Source organism: Nostoc sp. 'Lobaria pulmonaria (5183) cyanobiont', from assembly GCF_002949795.1.
Taxonomy (GTDB): Bacteria; Cyanobacteriota; Cyanobacteriia; order Cyanobacteriales; family Nostocaceae; genus Nostoc.
This window is the reverse complement of record NZ_CP026692.1, coordinates 4632264-4648386: the sequence shown is the minus strand read 5'-3', so window position 1 is coordinate 4648386 and position 16123 is coordinate 4632264. Positions and strand designations below refer to the sequence as shown.

General features: G+C 36.5%; 12 protein-coding genes and 2 pseudogenes. 13 read left to right on the top strand and 1 reads right to left on the bottom strand.

Annotated elements, in window-relative coordinates:
- The first annotated feature begins 210 nt into the window (after window positions 1-210).
- From NLP_RS20450 to NLP_RS20405, 10 genes are all read left to right on the top strand, one after another.
- Window positions 211-2415: a GumC family protein gene (locus NLP_RS20450; protein WP_104907992.1), complete on the top strand. Its 2205-nt coding sequence runs from the start codon at window positions 211-213 to the stop codon at window positions 2413-2415.
- Window positions 2416-2485: 70 nt separating this feature from the next.
- A complete protein-coding gene (locus NLP_RS20445; protein WP_104907991.1) occupies window positions 2486-3463 on the top strand; it encodes a glycosyltransferase family 2 protein in 978 nt (325 codons plus the stop codon).
- 95 nt (window positions 3464-3558) lie between these two features.
- Window positions 3559-4881 (top strand): flippase, encoded by a 1323-nt coding sequence (locus NLP_RS20440; protein ID WP_104907990.1) that lies wholly within the window; start codon window positions 3559-3561, stop codon window positions 4879-4881.
- Between the two features lie 27 nt (window positions 4882-4908).
- Window positions 4909-5835: a hemolytic protein HlpA-like protein gene (locus tag NLP_RS20435; RefSeq protein ID WP_104907989.1), complete on the top strand. Its 927-nt coding sequence runs from the start codon at window positions 4909-4911 to the stop codon at window positions 5833-5835.
- 18 nt (window positions 5836-5853) lie between these two features.
- Window positions 5854-7083, top strand: a complete 1230-nt coding sequence (locus NLP_RS20430) for an O-antigen ligase family protein (RefSeq protein WP_104907988.1) — start codon at window positions 5854-5856, stop codon at window positions 7081-7083.
- A gap of 48 nt (window positions 7084-7131) precedes the next feature.
- Window positions 7132-8403 carry a glycosyltransferase family 4 protein gene (locus NLP_RS20425; RefSeq protein WP_104907987.1) on the top strand — a complete coding sequence of 424 codons (1272 nt, stop codon included), beginning with the start codon at window positions 7132-7134 and terminating at the stop codon, window positions 8401-8403.
- Between the two features lie 24 nt (window positions 8404-8427).
- A complete protein-coding gene (locus tag NLP_RS20420) occupies window positions 8428-9444 on the top strand; it encodes a hypothetical protein (protein ID WP_104907986.1) in 1017 nt (338 codons plus the stop codon).
- A gap of 127 nt (window positions 9445-9571) precedes the next feature.
- Window positions 9572-10465 carry a glycosyltransferase family 2 protein gene (locus NLP_RS20415; RefSeq protein WP_104907985.1) on the top strand — a complete coding sequence of 298 codons (894 nt, stop codon included), beginning with the start codon at window positions 9572-9574 and terminating at the stop codon, window positions 10463-10465.
- A 107-nt stretch (window positions 10466-10572) separates the two neighbouring features.
- Window positions 10573-11724, top strand: coding sequence for a glycosyltransferase family 4 protein (locus NLP_RS20410; protein ID WP_104907984.1), 1152 nt, complete (start codon window positions 10573-10575; stop codon window positions 11722-11724).
- A gap of 135 nt (window positions 11725-11859) precedes the next feature.
- On the top strand, window positions 11860-12711 hold the full coding sequence (locus tag NLP_RS20405) for a WecB/TagA/CpsF family glycosyltransferase (protein ID WP_104907983.1): 852 nt from the start codon (window positions 11860-11862) through the stop codon (window positions 12709-12711).
- Between the two features lie 256 nt (window positions 12712-12967).
- Here NLP_RS20405 and NLP_RS20400 read toward each other — a convergent pair whose 3' ends face one another.
- A complete protein-coding gene (locus NLP_RS20400) occupies window positions 12968-14062 on the bottom strand; it encodes an endo-1,4-beta-xylanase (protein WP_234016999.1) in 1095 nt (364 codons plus the stop codon).
- A 246-nt stretch (window positions 14063-14308) separates the two neighbouring features.
- On the opposite strand from NLP_RS20400, the gene NLP_RS20395 reads away from it, so the two are divergent.
- The 3 genes and pseudogenes from NLP_RS20395 to NLP_RS20385 form a co-directional block, all read left to right on the top strand.
- Window positions 14309-14578, top strand: a complete 270-nt coding sequence (locus NLP_RS20395; protein ID WP_234016998.1) for a biotin/lipoyl-binding protein — start codon at window positions 14309-14311, stop codon at window positions 14576-14578.
- A pseudogene (gene devC / locus NLP_RS20390) lies at window positions 14562-15319 on the top strand (ABC transporter permease DevC); the annotation flags it as partial. The gene NLP_RS20395 and the pseudogene devC, both read left to right, overlap by 17 nt.
- 63 nt (window positions 15320-15382) lie before the next feature.
- Window positions 15383-15823 (top strand): annotated as a pseudogene (locus NLP_RS20385) (ATP-binding cassette domain-containing protein); the annotation flags it as partial.
- Between the last annotated feature and the right edge of the window lie 300 nt (window positions 15824-16123).

Below are 16123 nucleotides of genomic sequence, written 5' to 3'. Positions count from 1 at the left end.
GTCAGGAAAATATCAATCTAACTTAAAATTGCGATCTGCAAAACTATTAGTTAATTTCAGATATTTAACAACTTCAGCAAAAAGGCATTAGCTGACAATCAACGAAGAAAATTACTATTGCAAAGTAGATTACAGCGCTACTGTGGGCAAAATACTAAGAACAATCTGCTGTAAGTAAATAATCTTTTTTATAAAAGTTTGTATATATCTATGACGATGGAATCTTTACCAAGTTTTGAAGAAGTAAATATTCAGAAATACTTAGAAGTTATTCAACGGCGTTGGCTACCTCTAGTTGGAATTTTTGCTATATCTGTTACCCTTGGATGCTTGTATGCATTTTCACTAAAACCTTCATACAAGGCAGAAGGAAGTTTGATGATAAAAACAAATCGCTCTTCCTCACTCACGGGCTTACCGGATGACATAGGACGCCTAGAAGCTTTGAATGTGAACGACAATCCCCTGGAAACTCAAGTGAGAGTTATTGGATCAAATCCAGTAATTGAGAAAACAATTAATTCCCTCAACCTTAAAGATAGTCAAGGCAAACTGCTCTCGATTCCCGACTTGGCAAAACAACTAAAAATAGAAGGAATTAAAGGTACTGATGTTGTACAACTTTCTTATAAAGGTGGCGATCCAGAACTAGCTGCCAAAATCATCAATGAAGTTATTGACAGTTATATCGATTTAAATATCAAGGCTAATCAGAATGAAGCGCGGACAGCCAAACAGGTTCTCGTAACGGAAGTACCTAAAGCTGAGGAAGTTGTCAGAAGAGCCGAATCAAAACTGCGGCTATTTAAAGAAACGAATAAAGTTGTTGTGCTGGAACAAGAAGCAGCCGCAGCAGTCGATACAATTTCTAAGTTAGGAAACCAAATTTCTCAAGCTTTAGCTCAACTAGATGATGTGAAGGGTCGTCTAGAACAGTTAAGCAGTGAAGCTCAAGTAGATTCACGGCAAGGTGTAATCGAATCTGAATTGAGTCAAGCACCTGGAGTTCAGAAAGTGCTAGCCCAACTTCAAGAAACAGAAAGCCAACTTGCATTAGAGCGTACCCGTTTTTCACCTGAACATCCTACAATTACTAGCTTAGAAGAAAAAGTCGCAGCTCTTAACAACTTGCTAAAAGAGCGGACAGGACAAGTAGCGGGTAAAGCGCAGATAACACAGGGAAGTTTACAGGTTGGACAACTGCGACAAAGCCTAATTGCAGATATTACTCGTGCTCAGGCAGAACGCGTTGGTTTGGAGAGACAAATTGCCACACTCAAACAACAGCAAAATGCCTACATCAAACGAGCAAATAATTTGCCAAGGTTAGAACAGAGTCAACGAGAGTTAGAACGGAAACTGCAAGCAGCTCAAACGACTTACGAAACACTCTTAAAGAAACGCCAAGAGATTGATATTGCACAAAACCAAAAAATTCCTAATGCTCGCGTCATTTCCTATGCTTTAATCCCTGATAAAGCAGAAGGGCCTCGGAAAATGCTGTTTATTGTTGGTGGAGCAGGAGTTGGTTTCTTCTTAGGTATCATTGTTGCCTTTACTTTAGACTTGATAGACCGCTCGGTGAAAACCGTCAAAGAAGCCAAAGATGTCTTGAGATACAGTGTTTTAGGAGTGATTCCTACACAAGCTAGAAATGGTAAAGATCATTCTTCTATAGCAGGACTCGATAGACCTATTCCCAAAATCATTGGTAGAGATATTCCTTACTTCCCTGTTGGTAATGCATATCAAATACTACAAGTGAACTTAAAGTTCCTCTGTTCTGATAAACCGCTCAAAAGCATTGTAATTACAAGTTCCGTTGCCAGAGAAGGAAAGTCTGACGTATCTGCAAATTTAGCTGTGACTATGGCTCAGGCGGGGCGTAGAGTGTTGTTGGTGGATGCAGATATGCGTCATCCCATACAGCATCATATCTGGGGGCTAACAAATACAATGGGACTAAGTAATGTCATACTTAACCAAGCTTCTTTAGACACGGTTGTTCAGGAAGTAATGCCTAATCTGGAAGTTCTCACTTCTGGAGTTTTGCCTCCCAATCCAGTGGCAATGCTAGATTCTCAACGCATGGCGACATTAATTAGTAACTTTGGGAGAGAGTACGATTTCGTAATTTTTGATACTCCTCCATTGTCAGGAATAGCAGATGCTGCTGTTTTAAGCACCTTGACTGACGGTATCTTATTAGTCGTTCGTCCTGGAGTGGTTGACTTAAACAGTGCAAATGCAGCTAAAGAGTTTTTAACTCAGTCAGGTCAGAAGGTATTAGGGATAGTCATCAATGGTGTGAATGCTAAAAATGAACCTAATAATTATTTTTATGACACTAAAAAACGACAAATTGAACAAGATTTGGTATCTAGCAGCTTAACTAAATTTCGCAAAGAGCGTTAAGTTCTCTTAGAAATTGTGAAAGCTACCATCACTACAACCATCTAAAGCAAATTTTTTGACTGTAGGAATAATGGATAAAACCAAAATGAAAACTTCTTGTTTAATTAATAATTATAATTATGCGGAATTTCTCTCTGAGGCAATTAATAGCGCTTTAAATCAGACAGTTAAATTTGATGAGATTATCATTGTTGATGACGCATCCACAGATAATTCTGCGGAAGTTATCAATAAATTTACTCAAGTAACTAGTGTTAAATCTATCTTGAAAGAAAAAAATCAAGGACAATTGTCATCTTTTAATGAAGGTTTTTTAGCTGCTACTGGTGACATTATATTTTTTTTAGATGCCGATGATATTTATGAACCTGAGTATTTAGAAAATGCCATAAATTTTTATAATAGACGCAGTGAATGTGATTTTATATTTTGTGCGTATAAAAAATTTGGAGCAGTACAAGGAACATTTCAAGACGATGTAGTTGATTTAGATTTGGGTTATTCAGTAATTAGAACTTTATATAATGGGGAATGGATTGGTTCCATAACTTCAACATTATCAATACGTAGAGAGATAGTCGGAAAATTTTTACCTATTCCAAATATAGAAGATTGGCGTGTAAGGGCTGATGACTGTTTGGTATGGGGAGCTTCTTTGGTGGGGGCCAAAAAGTTTTATATGTCAAAACCTTTAGTGATGTATAGAATACATGAGAATAATCATTATTATAATAAAAACTTTTTAGATGTAGACAAAAACTATAAATATAAAAGATTCTGGAAATGCAATTCCCTGTTTAATTACATTCTGCAGAAAAACAATTTCACCTCCCCATTATTATTAGCTTTTACATCTATCAATGAGCTAAAAACAATACCATGCCCAAAATATCTAGATTTTGTTACTTACTTGAAAATAATATTTTTATTTGAGCATAGTTTTTATTGGAAAATCAAGGGCATTATTTTCTTATTTAGCTATTTTTTGAAAATTTTGATTACTGGTAAATTAAAAAAATTGTATGTGATAAATAATGGAAGTTGCTGAATAAACAAACTTTGTTTTGTATTTGAGAAAATGAAAAATTTCACGAGCGAGATTGATAGGTGTAAAGAATGTAATATGATTAATTAATAAAAATAATGTTAAGTAAATTAAAAATTAAAAACTTATCGAAATTTAAATCTCGTTCTGGGCTGCATGCAATTATTGCTAATACCGGTTGGTTATTTGCTGACCGCATTCTACGTATGGGTGCAAGCTTAGTTGTAGGGGTATGGGTAGCACGTTATTTAGGAGTACAACAGTATGGTCTATTTAACTATGCTTTAGCTTTTGTTGCCTTATTTAGCCCAATTTTTACTCTCGGACTAGACGACGTAGTAGTTCGCCATCTTGTTCGTCAATCATCAAACAAAGAGGAAATTTTAGGAACTACTTTTTGGCTAAAATTTTTGGGTGGGATTGCTTCTGTTTTATTGGCAGTTAGCACGATGTTTTTCTTAGGTGAGCATGAAACACTAAAGATATGGCTAGTTACAATTTTAGGAATAGCAGGAATTTTTAGGGCATCTGATACTATTGAACTGTGGTTTCAATCACAGGTGCAGTCAAAATATACTGTAATTGCTAAAAACACGGCGTTTCTGTTAAATACTGCGATCAAAATCACACTAATTTTAACAAAAGCACCATTGCTAGCTTTTGCTTTGGTAACATTAGCAGAATTTGCAATGAGTGCAATTGGCTTACTGATTGTTTACCAAGTCAAAGGGTCTTCATTGTGGTTATGGCATTGGAGTTTTGCTTCTGCCAAAACTCTTATGAAAGAGAGTTTACCTCTAATTTTTTCGGGGTTTGCCATCATGATTTTTATGAGAATAGATCAGGTGATGTTAGGTCAAATGATCGGAGATAGTGAGGTTGGAGTTTATTCTGCTGCTGTGCGTATTTCTGAAATTTGGTATTTTATTCCAGGGGCTATTGTTTCCTCTGTTGCTCCGGCAATTTATGCAGCAAAGGAAAAATCAGAAAGTCTTTACTATCAGCGAATAGGACAATTACTCAGTCTAATGACATGTATATCTTTAGGAATTGCTCTTCCAATGTCCTTTTTATCTGACAAGATAATTATAGTGATGTTTGGAAGTGGATATGCAGAGGCAGGAGCAATATTAGCAGTTCATATTTGGACTTCTTTGTTTGTATTTATGGGTCTTGCAACATCACCTTGGTTTATTGCTGAAGGTTTAAACCACGTTTCTTTAGGTAAGACTTTATTTGGGGCAATACTAAACATCATTCTCAATTTATTACTTATTCCTAAATATGCAGGACTTGGAGCTGCGATCGCAACAATAATATCTCAAGCTGCTGCTGCTTTTATATGCAACGCATTTGATTCAAGAACACAAAAACTATTTAAAATTCAGGTGCGATCGCTTATTCATTTTTACAAATACTGATCGTTATTATTTAACTTTTATTATTTTATGCAAACACCCGTAACTTTTATTATTTTTAAACGCCCACAAACAACAGAGAAAGTTTTTGAAGCTATTCGCCAAGCCAAGCCAACAAAACTTTTTGTAATTGCAGATGGACCCCGCACTGACTACGAAGGTGAGGCAGAAAAATGCAAATTGACTAGGGCAATTATTGAGAGAGTTGATTGGGATTGTGAAGTAATAAAGAATTATTCTGATATCAACTTAGGTTGTGCAAAACGGGTATCAAGTGGTTTAGATTGGGTCTTTAATAATGTCGAGGAGACAATTATTTTGGAAGATGATTGTATCCCTCACCCAACTTTTTTCAGATTTAGTCAAGAATTGCTGGAAAAATATAGAGATGATACCAGAATCGCCACAATCTCTGCTCAAAATCTTCAACTTGGACAAAAACGTACAAATTACAGTTACTATTTTTCTCGCTACAACCACTGCTGGGGTTGGGCAAGTTGGAGACGTGCTTGGCAACATTATGATTTGACTATCAAACTCTGGAAAGAGGTGCAAGCAGAAAACCTTTTACATGACATTCTTATAGACCAAAAAGCAGTAAATTCTTGGCAACGAATATTTCAGTCTGTTTATGACAATCCTACAGGTATAACCTGGGATTATCAATGGACATTTGCTTGTTGGATGCAGGGAAGCTTAAGTATTATTCCCAATGTCAATTTAATCTCTAATGTTGGTGTTGGTACAGACGCAACTCATTTCACTTCAAATCAAGGATTTTCCTTCATCAATATGTCCATGCAGGCAATGGAATTTCCCTTAAAGCATCCACCATTTATTGTCAGGAATGTAGAGGCAGATAATTTTATACAGAAAACAGTCTATAAAGCAACTGCATTGGATATTTTTAAAGAGGAAGTGAAGAAAAGATTGAATTACTCAACAATAAAAAAATAGATAAATCAAATATAAAAAATGAAAGTAAAATTAACAGAGAAAATATTAACTATCTTGCTATTACTGATTGCTGTAGGTGCATTAACAATACACCCCGCACAAGAAGTTTCCATGTCTACCCTTGGAGGCGATAAGCTAGATACTTTGTTCAATATAGTTTCATATTTAATCCTATTTTATTTCATAATTTTATACTGGAAAGGTTTTATTTTTGTAATCACTAGAAGTCCATTACAGTTTTTTTTACTAGCAATAGTTATATTTTCTCTTTTATGGTCAGAAGACCTAAGTTCTAGTCTTACTTATCTAAGAGGTCTAATCCGAATATATTTTCTTGCCATCTATTTAGCAATGCGTTATCCGCTTAAGGAACAAATTAAGCTGATAGCTTGGGCACTTGGCGTAGCTGCATCATTATCTATGCTATTTTCTGCATTCGTACCAGGTTATATTCATGAATCACCGGAATTACTAGGTATGTGGAGTGGAATTTATGGTCATAAAAATGAATTAGGTTACATGATGGCTTGGAGTGCAGGAGTTTTTTTGCACCTTGCTCTTAGTGGCCATCGATATCGCTGGTTGATGTGGGCACTATGTGGGATCTCTATATGTCTAATTATCCTCTCACGTTCAACAACATCTTTAACGATTTTGTTGACAATGATATTACTTTTACCTTTCTACAGATCCCTAAAGAAAACTAATTATAAATTACAAGTTATTATGATTACTTCAACTTTGATGTTACTGATGATTTCTTCAATATTACTTCTCAATAATGCCGAAGCTGTAGTTGGTACTTCTGGTAAAGACCTTACCTTCAATGGACGCTCTGACCTCTGGGAGCTAGTGATTTCCAAGATTTTGGAAAGACCTTGGTTAGGTTATGGATTTTCGGGATTTTGGACTAGTAATGCTGCATCTAAATTAAGAGCTACTTATGATTGGGCAAGTAATGCCCATAATGGTTTTTTAGAATTATTGTTAGAATTGGGATTCTTAGGTTTTTTGACTTTTGCAGCAGGGTTTGTCCGGTTTTTTGTAATGGCATTGACTCGAATTATTTCTGTCGCTAAAAAACCGGAAGATTATTGGCCAATGCAGATGCTACTTATCATAGTCATAGTTAATTTTTCAGAAGCCAGATTATTAACTCCTAGCTGGAATTGGTTAATGTATGTCACTACGTCATTATCTTTGACTGTTGAATATCAACGAAATCGTAAAAACATTTTAGTCAATTAGTTTTTATGACATTCAAAAATAGTTTCAGTAATTATTAAGTGAATAAAAATGAAAATTTTACATATTAGTACCCATGATATTAGTGGCGGTGCAGCGAGGGCTGCATATCGTTTACACACAGGTTTACAGGATATAGGACTACAGTCACAAATGTTAGTTCAGGAAAAATATAGTAATGATAAAACAGTAATTGCACCCAAAATTAGACTGTTCCAAGGTATTGCTAAGGCAAAATTGACAGTTGAAAGTTTGCCATTAAAGCTTTATCGCCAAAAGAAAAATACTCCATTTTTTACCCAATGGTTGCCAGATAGAGTTATTCCTAAAGTTGCCCAGATTAATCCAGATATAATCAATCTGCATTGGATTAGCGGAGGTTTTATGCAAATAGAAACCTTTGCTAAACTGAAGCGTCCTCTAGTTTGGACTCTCCATGATATGTGGGGGTTTACTGGAGGGTGTCACGTTACTGGAGAATGCGATCGCTACAAAGTATTCTGCGGGGCTTGTCCTCAACTCAACAGTGGCAATGAATGGGATTTATCGCGTTGGGTATGGCAGCGCAAAGTCAAAGCTTGGAAAAATTTAAATTTAACTCTGGTTTCACCAAGTTCTTGGTTAGCAGAGTGCGCTCATTCCAGTTCTTTATTCCAGAATTTGCGAATTGAGATAATTCCTCACGGACTAGATACTCAAAAATATCGACCGATTAATCAACATTTTGCACGAGAAGCACTCAATCTACCTCAAGATAAAAAGCTGATACTCTTTGGAGCGATAGAAGCAACAAGCGATAGAAATAAAGGATTTCATTTGTTGCAACCAGCTTTACAAGAATTAAGTAAATCTGGCTGGAAGGATGACTTGGAAGTTGTGATTTTTGGAGCATTTCAACCTGAAAATCCACCTGATTTAGGCTTCAAAAGCCACTATTTGGGACACTTACATGATGCTATATCTTTAGCAACTGTTTACTCAGCAGCTGACGTAATGCTTGTACCGTCTCTTCAAGAATCTTTTGGACAGACAGCTTCGGAATCATTCGCTTGTGGTACTCCAGTTGTGGCGTTTAATTCTACTGGCTTAAAAGATATTGTTGATCATCAGCAGAACGGCTATTTGGCTAAACCTTATGAAGTTGAAGATTTTGGCAAAGGAATTACCTGGGTTCTTGAAAATGAACAGAGGTTGCAAAAACTGTCATTTTATGCCCGCGAAAAAGCCGAGCAAGAATTCACTCTGGAACTTCAAGCACGTCGTTATTCAGCCTTGTTTCAGGAAATATTGATGATAGCAAATAAATCTTCATTGAGTAATTAACTTAGTAAATCAATACTTCATAATATGTCAATACCTATAGCTTTTATAATTTGTACAGAACCTGGCCGTTTAGAAGGCCAATCTTTGATGCTTGCAGAAAGTATTCGTAAGTTCTGCGGCGGATTGAAAAATACACCTATATATAGTTTTCATCCTAGAGTAGGTGAACCGATTTTAAAGCAAACCCAACAAGCCTTTGAAGCATTGCAGGTGACTCATCAACAAATCCCGATAAATCAAGAATTTCATGAATATTATTTAGCTAATAAACCCCTAGTTTGTGCTTATGCAGAACAAAATATTGATGCAGAAATATTGGTTTTTTTAGACAGTGACAAATGCTTTTTTTCTGAACCAAAAGAGTTTCTATTGCCAGTAGATTGTAATGTACGGGTACGTCCTGAGTATGGTCAAGGAATTGGTTCTACAGGTCTGCAAGACCCTCAAGAGTGGTATTGGCAAAAACTATATGAACTACTGGGAGTAAAGCGTGAGCTATTTGTTGACACACCAATTGGTAATAAAAGAATCAGAGCCTACTGGAATTCTGGTTTGGTTGCTGTAAGAAGGAGTGCGAGTATATTTACAACTTGGAAAGAGAACTTTGAAAAAGTAATGCGCTTGGATATTACTCCTCCTCAGGGTATTTATTTTGTTGAGCAGTCTGTTTTGTCTGTAACTTTATGTGCCTTGGAAGAAAACGTTGAACATCTCCCTCCTAATTATAGTTATCCATTACCTTTACATAACCGTTTATCAAAAGAAATTCAACTTAAACATTGGGATGATATTATATCCATTCATTATTTCAACTTATTTTTTTATAACGATTGGAATGGACAAATAAAAAAATTGAAAAAATTTAATAGTAATTCAGATAAATATCAATGGTTATGTGAAGAGGTTGTCAGACTTAATATGCCTCGTGTATCAGTTTGGCATCGATATCTGTTGGGAGTCAGAAGAATGGAACAAAAACTAAAAAGCTTTAATTTAGATATTAATTTTAGTGGCTGGATAGAAAAGAGAGTTAAGTTTTAAATAGATATAACAATATATGAAAGGTAGAAATTGGATAATTTAGATTATGAAGATCATCTGTCAGAGTTGCGTATAAGTTTATAACTTGAATTAATCATTTTTGTACATATTATATGAGGTAAATGAAATGAATAAAGCAAATCTAGCTGTAATTCTGACATGTTATAACAGACGGAATACAACTCTTGCCTGTCTAAATGCTTTATATCAGCAAAAGAATCATTGTGATATTTATTTAACTGATGATGGGAGTTCTGATGGTACTACAGAAGCTGTTAAAGCAGAATATCCAGAAGTACAAATTCTTCAAGGTAATGGCAATTTATTTTGGGTTGGAGGAATGCATCTCGCTTTTAGTGAGGCAATAAAATATCAATATGATTATTATCTATGGTTGAATGATGACACATTTCTAGAAGCCAATGCTGTGAGTAAACTATTACAGGTTCATCAAAATTTGACGGAACTTGGTTATCTAGACTCAATTGTAGTTGGTTCAACTAAAGACTCAATTACAGGAAAAGCAACCTATGGAGGAGCAGTAAAATCTAAAAAGTGGTATTCTAATAAGTTTGAATTTTTAGAACCAAGTTCTGTTATCCAAAAATGCGATGCTATGTATGGTAACTGCGTGCTAATTCCTAAAAGTGTTGCCGCCAAAGTTGGCAATATTGATACAGCTTTTGCTCATAGTTTAGGAGATTTAGATTATGCCCTAAGAGCGCGTAAATTAGGTTGTAAAATATGGGTAGCTCCTGGGTATATTGGTACTTGCACTAAAAATTCTATTCGCAATAGTTGGGCAGATACCAATTTAAATCTATTGGAACGCTTGAAAAAAGTACTACAAATTAAAGGATTTCCATTGAAATCATGGACTATATTTTGTAGCAGACACTCTGGGCCATTCTGGATACTTTACTGGTTCTTACCCTATATCAGAGCAATTATTGGTTACAAAAATTTGGCAATCTCTCCCACATTTTCTGAGGATATTAATCAAACCAACTCAGAAGTTTAATACTTGCATAATAGTCATTAGTGGATGACATTTGGATAAGTTATAACTATCTTAATAACTTCACAAATGTAGTTTCAAACTATAAAATAATAATCAGCAATCATTTTATGGGTAAACGCTTACTGATTGTCTCAACCCTCGATTCTAGTCAGCCATTTGGTGCATTCACTAGACCTTTTTATTTAGGACAATATCTTACTAAACATTTTGATGTTTTTCAGCTAGGTTTAGATTGTTCATCTGTTAATTATGCACCTTCTCTTTCTATTGGATCAAGAAGCTTGAAGTCATATATTCAATCCATAGAAAAGTGCATCGACGAGTTTTGTCCAGATATTGTGTATGCTCAAGAAACACTACCTGGATTAGCTGCTTTAGTTTCACTAAAGCTTAGAAAACACAGTAGTTCCTCTCTTGTCTTAGATTTTCATACATTTTCGCCTTATGAATACTGGATGCGCTTGTTTTCAGTTGCCAATCCTTTCAAAGAGTTTGCACAATGTATTAAGACATATATTGCTCAGGGAATTTTAATATTCTCTGGTAGTCCAATTATTGCAGCAGGTGAATCAATTCCTAAACTAATTTCCCAATGGTATGGAAAAACTCCACAGCAAATTTATTCTATTGGAAATGGAGTGACTGAAGACTTACTCAATACTGAAGTCTTTCCAGATCAAGACCCCTATCAAGCATTCAGACCAGCTAAAATAGTGGTTATTATTGCTCCCAAAACATTTCAATTTCCAACTAATGATATGTCTGTATCAATGGCGATTGAGGTTGCTAAATCCCTTGAAAGTCATCAAGAAAAAGTACATTTTGTTGTGATTGGTAGGGATAATAGTGATATTTCAGAATCAATACCCTCTAACATTTCTTTTTTAGGCTTTTTACCTAAAAGAGAAGATTTTGTCGCCCATCTGAAATATGCAGATATTGCTTTATTGCCATTTTCAAAACAAGCAGTAGCAGGTGGCGCTCGTAATAAAGCATTAGATTATTTCGCTAGTAGAAAATTAGTTGTATCAACACCAGAAGGCTTGCGAGGTTTAGAAGAATTTCGCCACTTAGAACATCTGTTAGTAACAGGATACTCTCGCGAAGAAGTCGCTAACACAATACTTGATGCTGCTTCAAATATTGATAAATATCAATCACTTGTAGATACAGCACATACTTTAATTACCGAAAAGTATTCCTGGAATGCAAGAGCACAGAATATCGCGGAAATCCTCATGAAAAAAAGTGCTTTTTAGTTATATTTAGATAATAATTTTTAACTAAAAAAATTAGCTATTTCAGTATTTTCGTATTGAAATATTGCTAATTAATTTTACAATACTCCCCTTTACATTGAGATAACATCTCATATTTATCAAAAAAAACAAAGTATGAAAAAGAGCTTTTCTTATAAATTTTTTGGCGCTCAAGTGGATGCACTGTCTATCCTTGACTTAAATTTCTTGATTGAAGAATCTATTGCTCGGCATGAAAAATGGATTATTGCTAATCACAACTTACATAGTCTTTATCTCTTCCATAACGATCTAAAAATGCAAGCTTTTTATTCCAAGGCAGAATATACCCATATTGATAGTATGCCTTTAGTGTTTATTGGAAAGCTGTTGGGTTTTCCAATTAAACGTGAACAAAGAGTAACCTATGCTGACTGGGTATGGCCTCTGATGGCAGAAGCTGCTACTAAAGGTTGGCGTGTATTCTATTTAGGTTCAAAGCCAGGAGTTGCTGAAAAAGCAGCAAATATTTTATGCCAGAAATTTCCTGATTTACAGATTGCTTGCGCTCATGGCTATATTGATATAGATAAAAATAGTCAAGAAAATCTTGCCACTGTAGCTGCAATTAATTCTTACAAACCCCATATATTAATGGTGGGAATGGGTATGCCACGCCAAGAGTATTGGATTTATGAAAATCTTGAACATCTTCATACCAATACTATTTTGACCAGTGGAGCCTGTATGGACTATATAGCAGGAGCAATACCTACTCCTCCTCGCTGGATGGGAAAGGTGGGGTTAGAATGGTTATATCGCTTGTTATCTGAACCGAAAAGGCTTTGGAGACGTTACTTACTTGAGCCTTGGTTTGTTGGCACATTATTTTTACGAGAAATTTGGAGTATCTCAAGTCAACAAAAAAAAAATAACCTGCTGGTATTTATAAGTACGAAATTTCAAAAGTTCGTAGCGTTATCGAGTTTCTCAAAGCCTTACCAGTAGGTTACTCAATTCGTCACGAATTTATGAAATGTCGTACTAAGGTTTAATGATTAATTAGTCAGTAAGTCTTATTCAACTTTCATAATCGTGAATAACGAAAAATATCTCCATCTATTTTGCTTAGAATAATACTTAAAAGTACTATAGCAGTTCCCGGCATAAGGAGGTACATTTTCAAAATTACTAAGCTTGGTAAACAAGATTTGGGTGTACCTCAGTTGCTGAGGAAATGCTATATTTACGCCTGGGTGGAGTATTAAGTTGATTCCTGAAAAGCCTGGGCTATAGCATTGCGGGCTGGTTTAGATTGCAGGTTCTCATCGAAGGGAAGCGGACGCAGAAATTTCCAGAGACTTGGATTGTTTCTAAAGGTTTTTCTTGGCATCCACTGGGGATGACGTATCCAGGTATGACGGTCAGTAAGTCCCCATGTAATTACAGTATCGACCTTAGCTGCAAAGCACAGGTCAAGATATCGCTTGTAACTATCGGCTACCATTTGGTCTAGGCTTTTGATACTATCGGGTAGTGGGGTATCAATGATAATATCTAATTCCGTAATTATTGGTTTCACTTCAAGATCGTTAAGCCGTTTTAAAACGGAATTAAATCCTTTCTCGTCAAAAGGATATGCAGTAGAAAACCATAGATGTGATTGGATACCTGCCCCGTCAATTTTAACACCACTATTCTTCAGATATTCGACCATTCTTAAGAAACGTTCTGATTTCCATGTAGTGCCTTCGATGCCAAAATCGTTTAGGTAAAATTTCTTGCTGCTATCAACTGAAGCGGCAATTAAAAACAAGTCTCGAATCAATTCTGGTTTTAACCCTTTACGCAAACCGGTTGTTGCGTTATCAGTTTCATTTTCACTCTGGGCGATAATTTCATTGGCAATATCCCAAGACTTTAAAACGGGACTATTGCGATAATGCCCCATGACTCCGTTAACATGGCGTTCGATCATCTTAGGTGTAGGAGGGTAAGGAACCCAGTCTGGTTTTCCCATGTGCCAAAAAAGGGTATGCCCGTGCAATTCTATCTTATGTTTTTGGCAGAAATCAGCGATCGCATCTGCTGACTCAAAGGTAAATAATCCTTGCTGTGGTTCAGTAGCGTCCCATTTTAATTCACCATTCGGTGTCACAATGGAACATTCACGAGCCATTAGGTTAGCGTAATCTTTCTCTGTTTGCAAAAATTCACTAGAAATTGCTGCGCCATAACGCTTTCCTTTGGCGGCAGCTAATTGCCGAAGGGGAGAATTTAAATTTTTACTTGTATAATTTGCTGCAATTGCATTCGTGCCTTGGTCTTCTTTTTGGTTATCCTTTTGTAAAAACCCCATAGTTAATAAGGCAGAAAGGGTTGTGTATCCGGCTCTCCTTAAAAAATTTCTCCGATAAGGCATAAATTGTATTTAATACAAAACATATAAGATTATTATATTACATAATAAGTTTTGATACTTCTGAAGGTGTAGTAATGATCTGCTATTACGGGTGGAATTGTTGTTTATGGGATTTCTCAGTTTGGGTTAGTTGGTCAACCTGAGAAATCTGAGCCAGTAGAAACCACGTCCAAAAGTCAAAAAGTGGCTGCGTTAGGACGACTAGAATCGGAGCCTGAGGTAATTAGCTTGTTTGCGCCCTTGGCATTGGATGGCGATCGCATTGCGAAAATTCTAGTCCAAGAGGGCGATCGCGTTAAAGCCGGACAGATCATCAAAATTCATACGCGAGTCGGAGAAAAAATTAGTGATTCTGGCATTGCAGACTTAGCGCAAACAGACCAGATGATGGCAGTCGCAGAAGTTTATCAAATCGACATCGGTAAAGTGAAACTAGGACAAGGTTCTGTTTGACCAGGCAGGTCGTCCAGAATACGGGGCAGTTGGCGATATATTTAAAAAAACAGGCAAATTTGACACGGAACTCAATAGTAAAGCCGTCTTTGTTAAAGACTTGTTTACTGATGGAGCCTCCTTTGCTGCCGATGATAAGGGACTTCCAGTGACTCTACCTTTCTCCAATTATTCCCAGAGCGTAAACCCGATCGCATCGAAGTTGGGTTAATCACGCTCAAACCAGATGCCGATTCTGAAACAGTGCGTAGGCGTAGCCCGTCGTAGACATCGCAACTTGTCAATGGACTACCTAAAGATGTCAGAGTCCTGACTCCAGAAGAGTTTGCAAAAGTAGAGAGAACTTACTGGCAAGCCCGTACTGGAATTGGTTTCATTTTCAGTTTAGGTACAGGAGTCGGGTTTATCGTTGGCATTGTGATTGTCTACCAGATCCTTTACTCTGATGTTTCTGACCACTTGCCAGAATACGCCACCCTCAAAGCAATGGGATACACCGATAACTATCTCTTGGGAGTCCTAATTCAAGAAGCATTGTTATTGGCTATCTTAGGTTTTCTGCCTGGATTCATCCTTTCTTTTGGATTGTATCAAGTCACCTATGCTGCAACAATGCTTCCCATTTTCATGAAAATGGAACGGGCGATCCAGGTTTGGATTTTGACCGTGATCATGTGTAGTGTTTCTGGGACGATCGCAATGCGAAAACTACGAGCTGCTGACCCTGCTGATGTTTTTTAGTTTTGGGAGTTAGGAGTGAAGAATTATTTTCCTCGTCTCCCCAATTCCCAATTCCCAATTCCCCTGATGACTTTTTTGACAGCTAGAGAAAATGTACGAATGTCTTTAGAGTTGCATGACGATTTTTTGAATCAGGATATCAATGCCAAAGCGATCGCCATTTTGTCAACTGTCGGTTTAGCCGATCGTGTCGATTACTACCCAGAGAAACTATCTGGAGGGCAAAAGCAACGGGTAGCGTTGGCGTAGCCCGCCGTAGGCATCGCTCGTGCTTTAGTTAGCCATCCTAAGATTGTCTTAGCAGATGAACCCACTGCTGCACTTGACAAAAAATCTGGGCGTGATGTTGTAGAAATAATGCAGAAGCTAGCTAAAGAACAAGGCTGTACGATTTTGCTAGTTACCCACGATAATCGCATCCTCGATATTGCTGATCGGATCATTTATATGGAAGATGGTCAACTGAAAATTGATGGTATAGATTCTACCACAACAAGCAAGTAATACGATTTCCATAACCACTTCCCCTAACGGGGATAAAAACGAGACAAAAACCCGGCCCCATACCCCACAAAAAAGAATCTATTAGCCCAAAGCCTTATCTAATATGTCTTTTGGCTATTGAGTACATGATTAATACATATTAATAGACGCAGTGTTTCGGATGAGATACTAATATATGAAGTATTTATTTAAAGTTAATTAAAAAGCCGAAACCCATTAATAAATCATCATTTAAACAATGGTAAATCCTACCGATAACTCTTTGACTTTAAAATTTTAATACCCTGACTTCCTAGCTCT

Coding starts and splice junctions, on each gene's coding strand:
- NLP_RS20450 (WP_104907992.1), top strand. CDS start 211: ATGACGATGGAATCTTTACCAAGTTTTGAAGAAGTAAATATTCAGAAA.
- NLP_RS20445 (WP_104907991.1), top strand. CDS start 2,486: ATGGATAAAACCAAAATGAAAACTTCTTGTTTAATTAATAATTATAAT.
- NLP_RS20440 (WP_104907990.1), top strand. CDS start 3,559: ATGTTAAGTAAATTAAAAATTAAAAACTTATCGAAATTTAAATCTCGT.
- NLP_RS20435 (WP_104907989.1), top strand. CDS start 4,909: ATGCAAACACCCGTAACTTTTATTATTTTTAAACGCCCACAAACAACA.
- NLP_RS20430 (WP_104907988.1), top strand. CDS start 5,854: ATGAAAGTAAAATTAACAGAGAAAATATTAACTATCTTGCTATTACTG.
- NLP_RS20425 (WP_104907987.1), top strand. CDS start 7,132: ATGAAAATTTTACATATTAGTACCCATGATATTAGTGGCGGTGCAGCG.
- NLP_RS20420 (WP_104907986.1), top strand. CDS start 8,428: ATGTCAATACCTATAGCTTTTATAATTTGTACAGAACCTGGCCGTTTA.
- NLP_RS20415 (WP_104907985.1), top strand. CDS start 9,572: ATGAATAAAGCAAATCTAGCTGTAATTCTGACATGTTATAACAGACGG.
- NLP_RS20410 (WP_104907984.1), top strand. CDS start 10,573: ATGGGTAAACGCTTACTGATTGTCTCAACCCTCGATTCTAGTCAGCCA.
- NLP_RS20405 (WP_104907983.1), top strand. CDS start 11,860: ATGAAAAAGAGCTTTTCTTATAAATTTTTTGGCGCTCAAGTGGATGCA.
- NLP_RS20400 (WP_234016999.1), bottom strand. CDS start 14,062: ATGGGGTTTTTACAAAAGGATAACCAAAAAGAAGACCAAGGCACGAAT.